At 60.2% G+C, this 16,850-nt stretch carries 10 protein-coding genes; 6 read left to right on the top strand and 4 right to left on the bottom strand.

Going from position 1 to position 16,850, the window contains the following annotated elements; genetic code table 11:
- The first annotated feature begins 115 nt into the window (after window positions 1–115).
- Both pstS and ACP_RS14060 read left to right on the top strand, forming a co-directional pair.
- On the top strand, window positions 116–1,177 hold the full coding sequence (pstS, locus tag ACP_RS14065; protein ID WP_015898008.1) for a phosphate ABC transporter substrate-binding protein PstS: 1,062 nt from the start codon (window positions 116–118) through the stop codon (window positions 1,175–1,177).
- Window positions 1,178–1,338: 161 nt separating this feature from the next.
- Window positions 1,339–3,861 carry a beta-glucosidase gene (locus tag ACP_RS14060; protein WP_015898007.1) on the top strand — a complete coding sequence of 841 codons (2,523 nt, stop codon included), beginning with the start codon at window positions 1,339–1,341 and terminating at the stop codon, window positions 3,859–3,861.
- Between the two features lie 67 nt (window positions 3,862–3,928).
- Here the strand turns inward: ACP_RS14060 and ACP_RS14055 are convergent, their stop codons facing one another.
- Window positions 3,929–4,306: a hypothetical protein gene (locus ACP_RS14055; RefSeq protein WP_041839606.1), complete on the bottom strand. Its 378-nt coding sequence runs from the start codon at window positions 4,304–4,306 to the stop codon at window positions 3,929–3,931.
- Between the two features lie 249 nt (window positions 4,307–4,555).
- Here ACP_RS14055 and ACP_RS14050 point away from each other — a divergent pair, with 249 nt between their 5' ends.
- From ACP_RS14050 to ACP_RS14035, 4 genes are all read left to right on the top strand, one after another.
- Window positions 4,556–5,632 carry an MlaD family protein gene (locus ACP_RS14050; protein ID WP_015898004.1) on the top strand — a complete coding sequence of 359 codons (1,077 nt, stop codon included), beginning with the start codon at window positions 4,556–4,558 and terminating at the stop codon, window positions 5,630–5,632.
- A gap of 215 nt (window positions 5,633–5,847) precedes the next feature.
- Window positions 5,848–7,908 carry a M13 family metallopeptidase gene (locus tag ACP_RS14045; RefSeq protein WP_015898003.1) on the top strand — a complete coding sequence of 687 codons (2,061 nt, stop codon included), beginning with the start codon at window positions 5,848–5,850 and terminating at the stop codon, window positions 7,906–7,908.
- A 216-nt stretch (window positions 7,909–8,124) separates the two neighbouring features.
- The gene (locus tag ACP_RS14040; RefSeq protein WP_041839605.1) at window positions 8,125–9,447 is read left to right on the top strand and encodes a beta-propeller fold lactonase family protein; all 1,323 of its coding nucleotides are present in this window, start codon (window positions 8,125–8,127) and stop codon (window positions 9,445–9,447) included.
- 165 nt (window positions 9,448–9,612) lie between these two features.
- Window positions 9,613–10,893, top strand: coding sequence for a lactonase family protein (locus ACP_RS14035; RefSeq protein ID WP_015898001.1), 1,281 nt, complete (start codon window positions 9,613–9,615; stop codon window positions 10,891–10,893).
- Between the two features lie 503 nt (window positions 10,894–11,396).
- Here the strand turns inward: ACP_RS14035 and ACP_RS14030 are convergent.
- From ACP_RS14030 to ACP_RS14020, 3 genes are all read right to left on the bottom strand, one after another.
- The gene (locus ACP_RS14030) at window positions 11,397–12,539 is read right to left on the bottom strand and encodes an acyltransferase family protein (RefSeq protein ID WP_015898000.1); all 1,143 of its coding nucleotides are present in this window, start codon (window positions 12,537–12,539) and stop codon (window positions 11,397–11,399) included.
- Window positions 12,540–12,580: 41 nt separating this feature from the next.
- Window positions 12,581–13,285 (bottom strand): UMP kinase, encoded by a 705-nt coding sequence (gene pyrH / locus ACP_RS14025; protein ID WP_015897999.1) that lies wholly within the window; start codon window positions 13,283–13,285, stop codon window positions 12,581–12,583.
- A gap of 131 nt (window positions 13,286–13,416) precedes the next feature.
- On the bottom strand, window positions 13,417–16,647 hold the full coding sequence (locus tag ACP_RS14020; RefSeq protein ID WP_420794755.1) for a S41 family peptidase: 3,231 nt from the start codon (window positions 16,645–16,647) through the stop codon (window positions 13,417–13,419).
- Window positions 16,648–16,850 lie beyond the last annotated feature (203 nt).

The raw sequence follows: 16,850 nt of genomic DNA, 5'->3' as shown, positions 1-16,850 counted from the left end.
AGTCTTTTGGTGCCGCCGGGCAGCCTGGTGCGTCTAATGGCGGTGAGCCTGCGATGCGCCACAACAGGCGGCCATTCCCGGTGCGCATCCGTACTCAGACGAAGGAGGAGTTTTGTTGAATCGCCGTACTCTTCTCGCCAGTGGACTGGCGCTTGCCCTTACCGGCTTGACCGCCTGCAATTCAAAGGTGAGCCAGCCTCCGCTGCCGGTGGTGGGCGCGGGCAGCATGTTCGTGTTCCCCGTGATGCAGCGCTGGACGAAGGACTTCTCCCAGATTCACACCAACGTGGCCATGAGTTATGCCTCCACCGGTGATGCGGCCGGCTTGTCCCTGCTTGAGAGCGGCAAGGCGGCCTTCGCGGCCGTCGATGAACCGCTGCCCCCGGCGGAACTGGCCGCGAAGCATCTGCTGGAATTACCGGAGACGGCGGGGCCGGTGTGCATCATCTACCATCTGCCGGGCATCCGGCAGACGCTGCGCCTCAGCGGTGAGACGCTGGCAAGCATCTTTCTCGGCAAGACCACGAAGTGGAACGATCCGGCCATTCAAAAGGACAACCCAGGCCTCCCGCTGCCCGATCACGCCATCGCTGTCTTTCACCGCACCGATGGCAGCGGCTCGACTGCCCTGCTGACCCAGTATCTGGCCGCGGCCAGCCCCGCCTGGCAACAGAAGGCCGGCGCCGGGTCCACCGTGAGCTGGCCGGCGGGCACCGGCAGCGAAGGCAGCGAAGACCTCGCCTCAGAAGTGCGCGATTCCCCCTACAGCCTGGGCTATGTGGAGTTGACCTACGCACAGGAAAACTACCTGCACACGGCGGCGCTCGAGAATGCAGCCGGGCGCTTCATCACGCCCACCGGCACAAGCGCGACAGCCGCTCTGGATGCATTTCAAAACAAGCTGGCAGCAAACGTGAACACGGCCGTGGTCAATCCCCCCGCGACTGCGGCGTCAGCCTATCCCATCGTCGGCCTCAACTACCTGATCCTGCCTCGTGACGGTGCTACCCCCGCGAAGCAGCGGGCGCTTCGGCAGTTCGCGGAGTTCGTGCTGCACAATGGTCAGGACATCTCCGCCGAGTTGCACTTTGCACGATTGACGCCCTCGCTGCTCCAGTATGACGAGCAGCAGCTCGCCACCATGACTGCCAACGGGCACCCTCTCAAAAGGAGGTAAATGCGCAGTGGCATTGCCTCGCACAGGGTGGCCTGCATAGGCTTGCGCCTGAAGACGTTGCGTAAGCCGGCGCCGCAACCAGACAAACGATTGTTCCCGGCTGTCCAACCGCTATTCCGCTCTGGTAGATTGTTTGCGCCGTCAAATAAGGAGTTTTACCTGTGAGGAATAAAAGGTTTCATTCGGCTTTTCTTGCCTTGATGCTTGCCGTGGGCGCACCCGTCGCGCTCCAGGCACAAGGCCCCATTCCCGACAGCCCGGCCGTGGAGCAGCAGGTGAACGCCCTGCTCGCGAAGCTGACCCTGCAACAAAAACTGGAGCTGCTGGGCGGCGTGGACAGCATGTACACGCATGCCGAGCCCTCGATCGGGTTGCCGCGGCTCAAGATGTCAGACGACTCTCTCGGCGTACGTACCTGGGGCCCGGACACCTCATACGCCGCCAACATCGCTCTGGCGGCCTCCTGGGATCCAAGCCTGGCCGGCGAAATCGGCTCAGCTTTGGGCCGCGACGCGCGGGCACGCGGCGTCAACTTCATCCTCGGCCCCGGCGTGAACATCTATCGCGCGCCCATGGATGGCCGCAACTTCGAGTTCATGGGCGAAGACCCCTATCTGGCGAGCCGCATGGTGGTGCCCTGGATCAAGGGCGTACAAAGCCAGGACGTCATCGCCACCGTGAAGCATTACGCCGCCAACAACGCCGAATATGACCGCCACAACATCAACGCCATCATCAGCGAGCAGGCGTTGCATGAGATCTATTTGCCAGCCTTCCGTGCGGCAGTGGAGCAGGGCCATGTCGGCGCGGTCATGGACTCCTACAACCTCGTGAACGGCGAGCACTCGACGCAGAACAAGGAACTGAACATCGATATTCTGCGCAAGCGCTGGGGCTTCAAGGGCATTCTCATGTCCGACTGGGTGGCCACCTACAGCACGGTGGGCGCGGCCAACGGCGGCCTTGATCTGGAGATGCCTTTTGCGGAGTACATGAGCCCCAAGAAGCTGTCGGCTGCCATTCAGAGCGGCCAGGTCTCCGTCGCGACCATCAACGGCAAAGTGCGCAACATTCTGCGCGATGCCGTGCGGTGGGGCTTCCTGAACCACGACCAGCTCGACACGAGCATGCCGCGCGACAGCTTCCAAAACACGCAGGTCGCGCTCCGAGAGGCGCTTGAGAGCACCACTCTGCTCAAGAATGACGGGCACCTGCTACCGCTCAACCCCGCGCGGGTGCGGACACTCGCCATCATCGGCCCCGACGCATGGCCCATGCCTGAAGCTGGCGGCAGCTCAAACGTTACCCCGTATAACTCCACCAGCTTTTTGACCGGCCTGATGCGCTTCGGCGGCGAAAAGATCAAGGTGCTCTATCTGCAGGGCCTGCCCACCACCAGGGAGCTGTTCCAGCAGACGAAGTGGGTGGTTCCGGCCAACGGCAGCAAATGGAACGCCGTCAAGGTAGAGACCTTTGACAATCCCAACTTCACCGGCACACCTGAAGTGCACACTCAGCCGGCGATGGATGCCTATGTGGCGCAGGAGTGGACTCCCGCAGCCAAGGTGCGCAAGAGCATGCGCATGACGGCGGAGTTCCTGCCGAAGACCACAGGGCAATACATCGTGGTGGCCGGTGCCGGCGGCTCCGACCGCTACCAGGTCATGGTCAACGGCAAGCAGGTGCTGGAAGAGACCGAGCACGAGGGCCAGGCACCCCTCTCGGCGGAGATTCCGCTGACCGCCGGGCAGACCGCCCAAATCGAAGTGAAGTACTGGCCCGACGCCTCATACCCGCGCTTTGGCATGGGCATTGTGGCCGCGGACAAAGTCGTGGACCCCGAAGCAGCCAAAATCGCCGCCCAGGCCGATGCCGCCGTGGTGGCCGTGGGCTTTGACCACGCGACCGAAAGCGAAGGCTTCGATCGCAGCTATGCGCTGCCGTGGGGCCAGCAGGAGCTGATCAACTCCGTCGCCAAGGCCAACAAGCACACCATCGTGGCGCTGGTCGCCGGCGGAGCGGTGGCCACGCAGGGCTGGCTCGACAACGTTCCGGCACTGCTGCAGACCTGGTACCCCGGACAGGAAGGCGGCGTAGCCCTGGCGCAGATTCTCTTTGGCGAGCACGATCCCGAAGGTCATCTGCCCATGAGCTGGGCGCGGGCATGGAAGGACAACCCGACCTACCACTACTACTATGGCCCCAAGGTGCCATGGGGTCAGGTCGAGCCGGTGAAGTATGGCGAGGGCGTCTTCCTCGGCTACCGCTACTACACCACCTACGACAAGAAGCCGCTCTTCCCCTTCGGCTTTGGAATGTCCTACACGAGCTTCCAGTACAGCCACCTGCAAGTTTCGCCAGAGACAGCGACCCCGGCAGGCGGCATTCAGGTCGCGTTTGACGTAACCAACACCGGCGACCGGGCCGGTGCGGACGTGGCACAGGTATACGTGGGCGACCCCTCGGCCAAAATCAAGCGGCCCGTCGAAGAGCTGAAAGGCTTTGAAAAGGTTCGCCTGGAGCCGGGCCAGACCCAGCACGTCGTGGTAACGCTGGACCATCGCGCACTGGCCTACTGGAGTGAAGCAAAGCATGGCTGGGAGGTCGATCCGGGCAAGTTCACGGTCTTTGCCGGGGACTCGTCGGAAAACCTGCCGCTGAAGGGCTCATTTGAAGTGAAATAATCGCAATACACAGCAAACGGCCCGCCAGAGTGAACACTCGGCGGGCTTTTTGTTTTGCCCAATAGCCTCAAACCGAGCGGCGGCGGGAGACGGCAGGAAACTCGCTGCTCTGATCCATCACTTCCAGTTCGAGAATCACTCGCTGATCTTCAAAGCCTCCCGGCATCGCGTGGGTGCAACGGCAGAGTTCCGCCAGCTTGAGGTGCGAGCTGCGGCTCAGATGCAGCCCGGCAGCCAGCAGCACACCGTAAATATCGACACAATGCGCACGCAAAAACTCGCACTCAATGGCGGCTGAGCCGTCAGAGTGAAACCGCCGGCTGAGCATCTGCCCTCCGCAGGCGAGTATGGCGCCGGTCAGGTAATAGACCATGCGCTCAGGCGCGCCGTCAGATCTTCCGATCAGCCGCAGTTCAGGAATGGATTGGCTCTCGAATCCCAGCACAACCTCTTGATCGGACGAAATTGGGTGGTAGATTACGCACAAAGAGGTGGAGATGGCATTTCCACAGCTTCGGCAAAAGAGCTATGGTCTTGAGCAGGAATTACTTAACGCCCCCTATCCGATTCTTCTGCAACGGGTTTGGGCTTTCACTCATCCAACCAGAATTAATAGCTGGTCTTTGCAGCCATTAGAATCAGTAGAAAGAGCTCCGCAGTTCACGCAACAAACTGCTGCATTTCGAGGGGGTCCGTGCCAAGTCAACAGGAAGTCCAATGGTCTCAACTGAAAGTCGGCGTTCTGATCATCGTGGCCCTGTCGGCGCTGATGGCGTTGATCTTTCTCATGTCGGGCAATACAGGTGGATTCTTCACCGGCAAGATCCGGCTCCATTCCTACTTTGAAAACTCGGCAGGGCTCAAGGTCGGGGCTCCCGTCAATCTCGACGGAGTAACGATCGGCAACGTGAAGTCCATCAAGATCGTCACCCAGCCACGGCTGACGCCAGTCGAAGTCTTCATGAGCGTGAGCAAGAAGTATCAGAGCCAGCTCCACTCCGACTCCAAAGCCAGTCTTTCCACGGTGGGCGTGCTGGGCGATACCATCGTGGACATCGACAACCGCACAGCCACGGGCGGGCCGATTCAGAATGGCGCGCAATTGCCCACCAATGAGACTCCGAACCTGCAAGACGTCATTCAGGCCAGCCAGGGCACCATCCAGCAGCTCAATGTCATTCTGGGCAATGTGAATGCGCTGATCAACCAGATCAGCAGCGGCCAGGGCACCATCGGCAAGCTGATCAGCGACCCCAGCCTCTTCAATAACCTGAATGCGAGCGTAACCAAGCTGAACAAGGTGGCCACACAGCTCAACAGCGGCCAGGGCACCATCGGCAAGCTGCTCAAAGACCCGAGCCTGTACAACCACCTGAACGACACCGCCACCAGGATTGACGACGTGGCCAACAAGATCGATACCAGTCAGGGAACGCTCGGCAAGCTCATCCAGGACCCCACCCTGTATAACAACCTGAACCAGAGCGTGGACAAGCTGAATCATCTGCTGACGCAGGTCAACAGCGGCCAGGGTGCGCTCGGCATGATGGTCAACAACAAGGCCTTTGCCAACAAGCTCAATGACACGGTCACGCAATTGGATTCAATCCTGCAACAGGCCAACGCGGGCAAGGGCACCGTGGGGCAGTTGATCAAGAATCCGTCCCTCTATAACCACCTCGATCAGGTGGCGGCCAGTTCCAATACGCTGGTCACCGCAATCCGCAAGAACCCGAAGAAATATCTGGTGATCCACCTGAAGATCTTCTAAAAGCGGACGATTCGCAGCGGCAGGCGGGGATGGGCAAATGGCTCATCCCCTTTTGCTTGCGCCGGACATCAAGAAACATCCGCCCTGTTTCCATCCGGCGGTAACCAATCCTGCAATCTTTCCTTCGGCTTTTGTTATGGCCGTGGTACTGTTTTTCCACCACAATTCACGGCTACGCGGCTGCTCAATACGGCTGCAGGCTGCATGAGGAAAGTATGCACGTCACTCGCGTTCTCTCTGTGCTGTTGCTCGGCACCGGAATGGCCATGGCGCAACAGGCGCTCCCCACGGATAACTCCTCCGTACCCACAGAACCCAAAGCCCTGCACAGCTTCGATCTCAAGGCGCTCGACACCAGCGTCAACCCCTGCGACGACTTCTACGAGTTCGCCTGCGGCAACTGGATCAAGAACAACCCCATCCCCGCTGACCAGTCTCGCTGGGGCCGCTTCAACCAGTTGCATGAGCGCAACCAGTACCTGCTCTATCTTGACCTCAAGCAGGCGGCTGACGATCCAAAGACGCCGCTCCAAAAGAAGTACGGCGATTTCTACGCCGCCTGCATGGACACCGATCGCGCCAACAACGAGGGCAGCAAGCCGCTGGCTCCCGTGCTCGGCGAAATCGCCGGTCTTAAGAATAAGAAGCAACTCCCGGCGCTGCTCGCAAAGCTCCGCGCCAGGGATGGAGTGTCTTCCTTCTTCGGCTTCGGCGTCGATCAGGATGAGAAGAATTCTTCTCAGCAGATCGCGGTCGTCTGGCAGGGCGGCCTGACCATGCCTGATCGCTCCTACTATCTTGAGAACACGCCCCGCACCACAAAGATTCGTGCCCGCTATCACGATTACGTGGTCACCCTTTTCAAGCTGACTGGCGACTCCGAGGCGCAGGCCCAGAAGGAAGCCGCAAACGTTCTCACCATCGAGACCGCACTGGCCAAGGCCTCGCTGCCGCGCGTGGAACTGCGCGACCCCAAGAAGGTGTACCACCCCATGCCCGTCTCGGGCCTGGACGCACTGACCCCGGGCTTCCAGTGGAAGGAATTCCTCGCCGGCATCAATGCCCCTCCGATTCCGATGGTCAATGTCGGCATGCCTGACTTCTTCAAGGCGATGGACACAGTCGTTCAGCAGCAGGATCTCGCGGCCATCAAGAGCTACCTGCGCTTCCACGCCATCAACAGCGTGGCGCCCTGGCTGTCGCAGCCCTACGAGCAGGCGAGCTTTGAGTTCTTCCAGCACACTCTGGCCGGCCAGGCCGAGCAGTCCGCCCGCTGGAAGCGCTGCACCATGCTCACCGACCGCGTGCTCGGCTTCGCCGTGGGCCAGGATTGGGTCAAGCAGCACTTCCCGCCCCAGGCCAAGCAGAACATGGAGCAGTTGGTGGCCTCGCTCAAGACCTCGCTCGGCAGCGACATCCAGAACCTGCCGTGGATGACCGAAGCCACGAAGAAGCAGGCCCTCATCAAGTTGTCCGAGTTCCGGCAGAAGATCGGCTATCCCGAGCACTGGCGTGACTATTCCAAGCTGACCGTGAGCCGCAACAACTTCATTCTCGATCTGCACCACGCCTCGCACTTTGAGCTGAATCGCCAGTTAAACAAGATTGGCAAGCCGGTCAATGAGAAAGAGTGGGGCATGACTCCACCCACGGTGAATGCCTACTACAATCCCCCGCAGAATGACATCAACTTCCCGGCCGGCATTCTGCAGCCGCCGTTCTACTCCTATGGAATGGACCCGGCGGTGAACTTTGGCGGCATCGGCGTCGTGATTGGCCACGAAATGACGCACGGCTTTGATGACGAGGGCAGCCAGTATGACGGCCACGGCAACGTGCGCAACTGGTGGACTCCGCAGGACCGCAAGGCCTTTGACCAGCGCACGGACTGCGAAGTGAAGGAATACGGCGGCTTCCAGCCGATTCCCGGTGTGCACCTCAACGGACGGCTGACGCTCGGTGAAAACACGGCCGACAACGGCGGCCTGCGCATCGCCTATCAGGCGCTCAAGACCACGTTGGCCAAACAGGGCAAGACCCTGAACGAAAAGGTCGGCGGCTACACTGAGGCGCAGCGCTACTTCATCGCATTTGCCCAAATCTGGTGCGAAAACCGCACCCCACAGGTGGCGGCGCTTTCAGCCAAGACCGATCCGCACTCGCCGGGCCGCTTCCGCACCAATGGCACGGTCCGCAACTTCCCGGCCTTTGGCAAGGCGTTCGGCTGCAAAGTCGGCGATCCCATGATGCCAGAGAACGCCTGCCGCGTCTGGTAGCTGCTTTTCTACCGGATTCTGCGCTTTATCAGGGTCACCGTTCGCGGTGACCCTTGTTTTTGTGGGAGGATCGAAGAAGCTGGGAATCGCTCCCCACCGAGAATTCTGTAGAGATTGCAGATGCCGAAGGTGAAACGCCTGCTTTACAATGCAGACGGGAGCGATCCCTACAGTTTGCCTGCGCCACCTCCCGGGATTGGCCAGGAAAGGAAGCGCATGAAGTTTAGGAATTTCGGCCAGGCGTCACTGGCTATTCTGGCGACCCTTGCGGCCACCATCGGGGTTTCCGCGTGCAAGCAGAACTACACCACCGGCTATATGTACGTCACGGGTACACAGCAAAACACCCAGGCCGGACAGATTGGCGCCTTCAAAATCAACAGCACCAATGGTGCTCTGTTCACGGTTCCAGGCCAGCCCTTCCCCTCTGGCGGTAGCAATCCGATCCGCGCACTGGTAGACGACACCGGACGCTTCGTCTTTGTGCTTAACCAGGGCGTCAAGAGTACGGATAGCACCGGCAATGCCTCCTTCACCGGCAACGGCCTCACGGTCTTCAGCGTCGGCGGCGATGGTTCCATCGCGCCGCAGCAGACCTATCAAAGCACGGGTTATGATTCCCAGCGACTGGCCGAGTTCGCAGGCCAGTACCTGTACGTGCTCGACGAGTACGCCCCGGCTTACCTGCCCGGAACGCAGACCATCGCAAATGCATCCTCGAGCTACAGCTCAGCCTTTCCCTGCAGAGACTCGAACGGCGTCTATCACCCGGTGGGCGCGGTCACGGCCTTCAGCGTGAACTCGCAGACCGGCATTCTGACGCTGATCCAGAACCAGCAGCAGAACGGCATCACCTACTTCCCTGTGGGCTGCTTCCCGGTGGATATGCACATCGCCGGCGGCTACGTTTATGTCATGGATGCCGGCAGCGCCTCCAACAGCGACGTCGAGACCGTCTTCCCCTATCTGGTGAACACCAGCACCGGCGCGCTGACTGTGACCACTAACGGTCCATTCGTGACCGGCGCGACCAACGTCACGGTGATTGATGGCGACAGCGCAGGCAAGTACGTCTTCCTGCTCGATGCCGGCACCAACAAGATCTACATGTATACGCCGGGAACCAACGGCTCCTTGACCAACATCAGCGGCAGCCCGTTTGCCAATGACTCAGCGGTCTCTGACCCCGATGCCCTGCTGGTCGACTCAAAGGACGCTTTCCTTTACGTGGCCAATGCGCAATCGAACGGAACTATCAACTCCGGCAACGGCGCCATCACGTTCTTCAACATCAACCCGACCAGCCAGGCGCTCTCTGAGACTCCCGGCTCCCCGTATGGAACTGGCTCGGCACCCGACTGCATCGTGGTCGATCCGACCAACCAGTTCATATACACCTCGAATTACGTGGGCGGCACGATTGTCGGCAACCTCTATAATCCGCAGGCTGGCAATCTGGCTCCGCTACACGGTACGTCACCCCAGTTCAGCACTGTGGGCAATCCCACCTGGTGCGCAGTGGACTCGCACACAGACTAATCGGCCCCGAGACGGCCTCCTGCGGGAGGCCGTCTTCGCTCCGTTGGCTTTGTCCGGTATTCCTTATCTAGCGAGGACACCGCACAAACCTTTACAATGCAATCCGGGACACCCCACACAAAAGACCCTCGCCGTTCCCGGCAATGGAGAGGATGAAGGAAGCGCATGAAGTTCAGCAAACCGGGCCAGATTCTGCTGGCTACCGCTGTATCCGCCATCGTAGGACTCGGCCTTACGTCGTGCGGTCAGAGCAATACCATCGACTTTCTGTATGTCACGGCGAATAAGAACACGACCGGACAGATCAGCGTCTACTGGGTCGACCAGGAATCTGGCGCGATCAGCCAGATTCCCGACTCGCCCTATCCCTCCGGCGGCGAGAATCCGGTCGCCGAAGTCGCCACGCCCAACGGGAAGAACCTCTTCGTGGTGAATCGCGATGACAACACCATCGTGGACTTCGCCATTGGCACCGACGCCAAGCTATATCCTCAGAAGACCTGCAACACCCCCGGCACTGAGCCCGTGTCCATTGCCGTGAATACGGCTGGCACCCAGCTCTACGTGGTCGACACGTATGCTCCGGCTCCCAGCGGGCAGGCAGCGTACTCTGAGACGAATCCCGGCCCAGGCGCACTGGTCGAGTTCCCGCTCGACAGCAGCAGCCAGCAGTTCTCAAGCTGCACCCCGGTCGCCAATGGCAGCCAGAGCTATTGGCCGTTGGGCAACTATCCGGGTGGCGTAGCCGTGGCTGCCAATGACAGCTATGTCTACGTAGTGAATACCGGCTCGATCGTGACCACCACCACGCCTCCCACGGCGGGTGTACCGGTCGTGGCCCCAACTTCCGGCGCAGGCACGATCTCCGGCTTCTCCATCGGCAGCAACGGAGCGCTCACGGCATTGAGCGGCAGCCCCTTTGAGGCCGGCACGGCTCCCTTGGGCATCGCCGTTGATCCAACCAGCCGCTTCCTCTACGCGACAGACGCTGCCCAGAATCAGATCATTGAGTACTCGATTCAGAATGGTGGCATACTGGTGCCCCTCAATCCCGGCACGACGGCTACGGAGACCTTCCCGGTCGGCATCACGGTTGATCCTCGTGACCTGTTTGTCTACGTGACGAACTACACCAGCGGCTCAATCTCCTCCTACAACATCAACCAGGGCAACGGCGCGCTCAGCTCCAATGCAACACCGACGCTGCCGACCGGCCCAGGTTCCACCTGCGTGACGATTGAGCCTGCCCTTGATCGCTTCGTCTTCACCTCCAACTTCCTGCAGAACGAAGTCAGCAGCGCGGAGTTGAACACCAACACCGGCAGCCTCACGACGGACCAGAACTCGCCGTACCCCTCGGCAGCGCAGCCGACCTGCGTAGTGGCTGTGCCGCACGGCAACCACTCACAGCAGACGGTTACGGTGATTCCGACCGGCAACAGCTAATCAACCGGCAGAAGTGCCACAAAAGGCCCGCTACGGCGGGCCTTTTTCTCAGGTCGGCGACAAACCTATGCAGCAATCGCTTTGTAACAGGGCATGACTTCAGTCATGCCGATCAAGCCCGATGAAATCAGCGGGCTTTAGCCCCTGCGCGATGTTTGTTCTGCTCCAATTCAACTTTGTCAGCAGCCTGAAAGGCCCGCTTCGGTGGGCCTTTTCCTCTTACTGGATTCCCCCCATGAAGCCGGGCGCGACCTGAGGGGCCCACACCGCCCCCCTGCTGGAAGATCAGCGCGCAGAACGGCCGCCCCATCTCATTTCCGGCGCAGCTTTCAGGCGGAGCCCAGGCCGAAGCAGCTTCATAGCAGCAAATGGCCACCAATGGCACCGCAGCACGCTTCTGGAGGGCCGATGACACCGGCCATGGCTATCACACCAGAGACGGCCTGACGGAGCCAACAGCCATGCAGCGCGCGAAATATTCGGCAGGAGGTAACCGTCCGCGCTTAGCGGCCGTAGCTCTTGATATAGCGCTCGCGGATGATCCTCTGCATGGGCTTCTCAAAGAACTTCATCACCAGCACGGCGATACCAATCAGAATCCCATAGCTGAGCCAGGGATCGAAGCGAGCAAGGCCCAGCCGGTTCAGCACATGGGTGTGGTGAATGATGTTCCAGAGATTGAAGTGCAGGATGTAGAGGCAGTAGGTGGCCTGTCCGATAGCAACGAACGGATAAAAGCCGAAGAAGCTGGCAATGAAGTTCTGTCCTGCCAGACCCAGGATCGCGAGACCGAAGAGCGGCATCATCAGGCCATCATGCATCATGGGGAACGGCATATAGTCGCCGTAGTAAAGGATGGTGTAAATGGCCGCAATACCCACCAGCCCCATCCAGAGGCGCAAGCGCGAGGAGCGCGGCAGGCGGCGGTCCAGGTCAGCGAGCGCGATGCCAAAGAAGAAGGACGGAAGGTGCGGCGGGGGCGTAAATTTGAGCGCCCGAATCCAGAAGCCGTCACTGTAACGGGTGACGTGCTGAATGCCGTCCGGCTTGAAATACATATAGAGCGACGGCAGAATCATGCCGCAGCCCCACAAAAACAGCATCCAGAGCAGCAGCGAACCCAGCCGCTTGGGCCGTTTGAAGAGAATCACCGCCGGAAAGATCAGATAAAAGAACGCTTCCGTACACATCGTCCATGCCGGAGTGTTCCAGAAGGTCGAGAGCGACGGGCTCCAGCCCTGCAGCAGCAGCGGGGTCAGCGTAATGCCCCAGAAGAACTGCGCATGCGTCCGGACATGCCACTCATCCACCAGCATGCCCAGCGAAACAAGCAGCGCCAGCACGTAGACCGGATAAAGCCGCGAGAAGCGGGCAATCCAGAAGTTCCTGGCCTTGAGACGCCCGGCGCGGGCCCGCTCGTCATAGTTGTAGGCCAGAATGAAGCCCGACATCAGCAAAAAAAAGCTGACCGACGTATACCCGTTGGCCACAATGGGCGCGAACGGCCCGAACCACTTCGGATTGGAGAAGTGAAAAAAGACAATATTCAGCGCCGCAAAGCAGCGCAGGCCGCTCAGCGCCGGCAGACGGTCCTTCTTGACCTTCGCGCGTGACTGGGCCTCCGCGTCATTGCGCGGCTTATCCATCACGGCAGAGACCAGTCTAGGGAAGAATTGGGCCGTAGAACTCAGGAAGTCACCAGGGAGCCGACACGCTCGCCCATCACCACGCGGCGAATGTTGCCGGGCTCATTCATATTGAAAATCACCATCGGCAGATTGTTGTCCTTGCACAGGCTCACAGCCGTCGTATCCATCACCTTCAGCCCGAGCCGCAAAATCTCCATATACGTGATCTGCTCAAACTTCACCGCATCCTTGATCAGCACAGGATCGGCGTCATAGATGCCTTCGACCTTGGTCGCCTTCAACAGCACGTCGGCCTTGATCTCCATGGCGCGCAGCGAGGCGGCCGTATCCGTTGAAAAATACGGATTTCCCGTTCCCGCAGCAAAGATAACCACCCGTCCCTTTTCCAGATGCCGAATGGCCCGCCGCCGGATGTATGGCTCGCAGACCTGATTCATCTCAATCGCGCTCATCACGCGGCACTGCACGCCCTGCTTCTCAATGGCATCTTGAATGGCCAGCGCATTAATCACGGTGGCGAGCATGCCCATGTGATCGGCGGAGACACGATCCATGTCCTTGGCCTGCTCGGCAACCCCGCGAAAGAAGTTGCCGCCCCCGACCACGATGGTTACTTCCACACCCAGGGAGCGAACCTCGGCCACCTCATGGGCGACCTCATGAATTCGATCCACATCGACACCGAAACCGCGGCCTGCGGCCAGCGCTTCGCCAGAGAGCTTGAGGACGACGCGTTTGTACATTTAATTGGAGTATCGCATAGCGCAGGGGGGTTGCGGCAGAGCGCTTTTTGCCTGAGGAATAAACCCTGCCGCTTCATAAGAAAGCGCCCGGCCAAAAGCCGGGCGCGGTAAACGATAACCGATTCGGAAGACTACTTTTTCGCCCCGGCTTTGCCTTGTTCGATCTGCGCCAGCAGCACCTTCACTGCTGTCGCCAGTTGCGAGTCGGTGCCATCTTCGGTCTCGCCCGGCTTGCGCACGGCTTCCACATTCACTGGCCGCGGATGCAGTTCCATGTTCTGGCCCCCCATGGTCTGCACCTCGATCATCGGCAGGCGCAGATACGAGCCGTCGATGAGGTTGGTGCCGCCGGTATAAATGATCCAGCCGGCAGTCGGCACGCCCACCACCTTGCCCAGATGCAGCGCCTCATAGCCCTCGGTAAAGTCCTCGCCGTCTGACAGCGTGGACTGGTTCGTCACCAGCACCGTGGGCTTGCCCAGTGCGCGCTGGCCCAGCAACTGACGCGCCGGGGAGGTGGGCAACCCGCGCGGCGTGAGCATGATGTAGTTCTTGCGGGCAAACACGTCGATGGCATAGCCATTCACAAATCCGCCATCGTTGTTGCGCACATCGACAATCACACCCTCCTTCGACTCATTCTGCGCATCGAGATCGAGGTAGAGCTGCTTGAGTGAATCGCCTTCCATCGCGGCCATGTGTACATAACCGAGCTTGCCGCCGCTGATCTTGTTGACGTAAGCGCGCTCTTTTTCCACCCAGGCGCGGTAGAGCAGATTCTTCTCCGCACCCAGATTGATCGGCTTGACGATCACCTTTCGCGGAGCCGCCGATCCAGTCGCAACTTCCAGCACCGTGCGGCGGCCAATGGTGTTCTCCATCAGCGCGTTGAAATCAGTATCCGCGCCAATCGTCTGGCCATTGACCGAGACCAGCTTGTCGCCCACCTGGATGCCGCCCACATTCGCCGGACCGAGCGGTATGACCTCGGAAACGACGAGCCCTTTGCCCGCGTCATAATCCGCGCGATCAAAGCGCAGACCGAGACGTCCGACTTCCGGCGCATGATGGCCTCCGCCGTAGATGCCGGAGTGCGAAGAGTTCAACCGCCCGATCATCAAATTGATGTCGCTGCGCAACTCATCCGGAGTGGCCACTCCAGCAATAAACGGCGCGAACTCGGCATGAATTGCCTTCCAGTTCTGGCCGTTCATCGACGGGTTATAGTAGCGGCGCTCCAGGTCGCTCCAGGCTTCATTGAAAACGACGTTCTTTTCGACGTTGAAGTTGACCGTGTAATCGGCAGTCACCGGAATCGGCGTCGCATGTCCCCCGTCCACCGCAAGCTTCATCACATGCCCGTTCTCGAGAAAAACAATCGTCTTCGAGTCCGGCATAAACTGCACGTTCGACTTGTCTCCATGGCTGGCCGTCAATTGCCGGGCCACGGGCGGCGTCTTGGGATTCTCTTTGAGCGACCAGCTATACAGGTTGTCTTCGCCGGCCACCTCGGCCTGAAAGATCAGTGTCTTGCCATCAGGACTGATCACCGGCTGCGTCGCGCTGAGCCCGAGCGGCAGCAGCGAGAGCCGGTCGCGAATGCCATCAAAAACGATGTTGACGGGCTTGGCCTTGCTCGCAGGCTTCTTGTCCTTGGTCTTCGCGGCGGCGTCCTTGCCGCTGGTCGTGGACTCGGCCGGAGATTTTGGGTTCTTCGGCTCAGTAGGAGATTTGAAGAGATCGTAGAACTGATTTTCCTGATACTGCGGCACATGCAGCGTCAGATCGACGCGCGCCATATCAAAGTTCTCGCTGCGCTGCGCCGTGGCAAACAGCAGATACTTGCCGTCCGGCGACCAGGCCATCTGATCCGCAGTCTCTCCGTTGGCCAGGAAAGTGATGGACCGCGCCGCGCCGCCCTTGGTGGGCACCACCTTGATGTTGCGGAAGCCGTCGTAGCCGTAAATCGTGTAGGCCAGCCAGTCTCCGGCGGGCGAAAACTCAAGATCAGGCGACCACATTTTGTCTGTCGCCAGCACCTCATCCTTGCCGCTGGCCAGCGTCAGCAGATGCACCTGCTTGCGGTCCCGGATATACGCAATGGCTTTGCCATCGGGGTTCCAGCGTGGATGCTCGCACTGCGCCGTGCCGTGCGTAAGCTGGGTTTCTTTGCTGCCGTCGAAATTGTACTCGTAAATGTCACTATTTCCGTCGCGCATCGACGTGTAGATGAGCTTGGTGCTGTCCGGCGACCAGTGCAGGCTGGCCTCCATCTGCGGCGTGCGCGTGATGCGGATTGCCTCTCCGCCATCCTTCTCCGTCGTAACGTAAACATCGCCGTGCGCAATCACAGCCAGCTTTTTGCCATCGGGCGAGAGTGCCATCTCAGAGAAATGCGACACCGCCTCATGCTCCACACCCAGTCCTGAAGGGCTGCCGCGCAGTTCCACGGGCACCTGCTCCGCTTTGCCGGTCGCGGTGTTCATCTTCCAGATCGTGAGCTCGCGCTCAAAAACAATCGTCTTGCCGTGGTCGCCGATGGAGGGCCACAGCACTCGGCCATTCGTGAAGTGCGTGAGCTGCTTCTCCGCGCCGCCATTTGAGGACACAGACCAGAGATTCTCCGGGCCTGTCTTGTCTGACATGTAGTAAATCGTCTTGCCACTGGCCGACCACATCGGCCACGCATGCTTGGCGTCATCCGGCACCAGCACGCGATAAGCGCCACCTGGCGCCAGCGACTTCCACCACAGCTCCGTGTCGTCAATGTGGGCATGGCCGTCGCGCCACCACTGCTGGTCGCTGATGCCCTTGGCCATCATCACAACGGACTTCCCATCCGGCGAAGGAGCACTCTCAAACTCGGCCAGGTAGCTCTCGGCGCTCACCGGCATCGGTGTTCCACCCTCGGCGCTCACGCGGTACACATCCGTGTTGTAGTCGATGTCGCTCGCGCCATTGGTGAAGTAGATCCACTTGCCGTCGGCCGACCAGGCATCCAGTTGCTCCAGCGTGTCGCCGTAGGTGATGCGCTGCAACTGGCCCGTGGCCAGGGTGAGCACATAGATGTCTCCGCCGCCGGTGCGCGTGGAGATAAAGGCGATCTTCGAGCCGTCAGGCGAATACAGCGGGCGCGACTCCGTCGCCGGATTGCTGATGAGCAGATGCGCGTCGCCGCCCTTGGCCGGGACCGTCCAGATATCGCCGCCCGAGGCAAAGGCAATCTCCTGCCCATCGGGCGAGAGCGCAGGCTGCGTCAGCGAGGGCTTGGGCTGAACGGGCGCGGCAGCGGCCCAAAGCACGGACGAGGCAAAAAGCGTAGCGGCAAAGGCAAAGACGTTCCGGGACTTCAACGGAATCACACTCCGGACAACAAGTTGTGGCACTGCAGGGATGGTTATTTGTAGCACAGTAACCGGTGTGATTTGCATTAGCACCCGCGCCACCGTGGCATGCCATCAAATTACGAGCAGCGTCGCCATGGCTGCCATCCGGATACCCGCCGCGATGTAGCACCATCGGATAATGCGGGAGGTACCGCGGGCGGTTGTGCGCGTCCCTGATT

It is taken from the genome of Acidobacterium capsulatum ATCC 51196 (assembly GCF_000022565.1).
GTDB classification, from domain to species: Bacteria; Acidobacteriota; Terriglobia; order Terriglobales; family Acidobacteriaceae; genus Acidobacterium; species Acidobacterium capsulatum.
The sequence above is the reverse complement of the archived record's forward strand: the minus strand, read 5'-3'. Positions and strand labels throughout refer to the sequence as shown.

Bases quoted from the DNA above. Each gene is read 5' to 3' on its own strand.
- pyrH (WP_015897999.1), bottom strand. From the start codon at position 13,285: ATGTACAAACGCGTCGTCCTCAAGCTCTCTGGCGAAGCGCTGGCCGCA.
- ACP_RS14030 (WP_015898000.1), bottom strand. From the start codon at position 12,539: ATGGATAAGCCGCGCAATGACGCGGAGGCCCAGTCACGCGCGAAGGTC.
- ACP_RS14045 (WP_015898003.1), top strand. From the start codon at position 5,848: ATGCACGTCACTCGCGTTCTCTCTGTGCTGTTGCTCGGCACCGGAATG.
- ACP_RS14040 (WP_041839605.1), top strand. From the start codon at position 8,125: ATGAAGTTTAGGAATTTCGGCCAGGCGTCACTGGCTATTCTGGCGACC.
- ACP_RS14035 (WP_015898001.1), top strand. From the start codon at position 9,613: ATGAAGTTCAGCAAACCGGGCCAGATTCTGCTGGCTACCGCTGTATCC.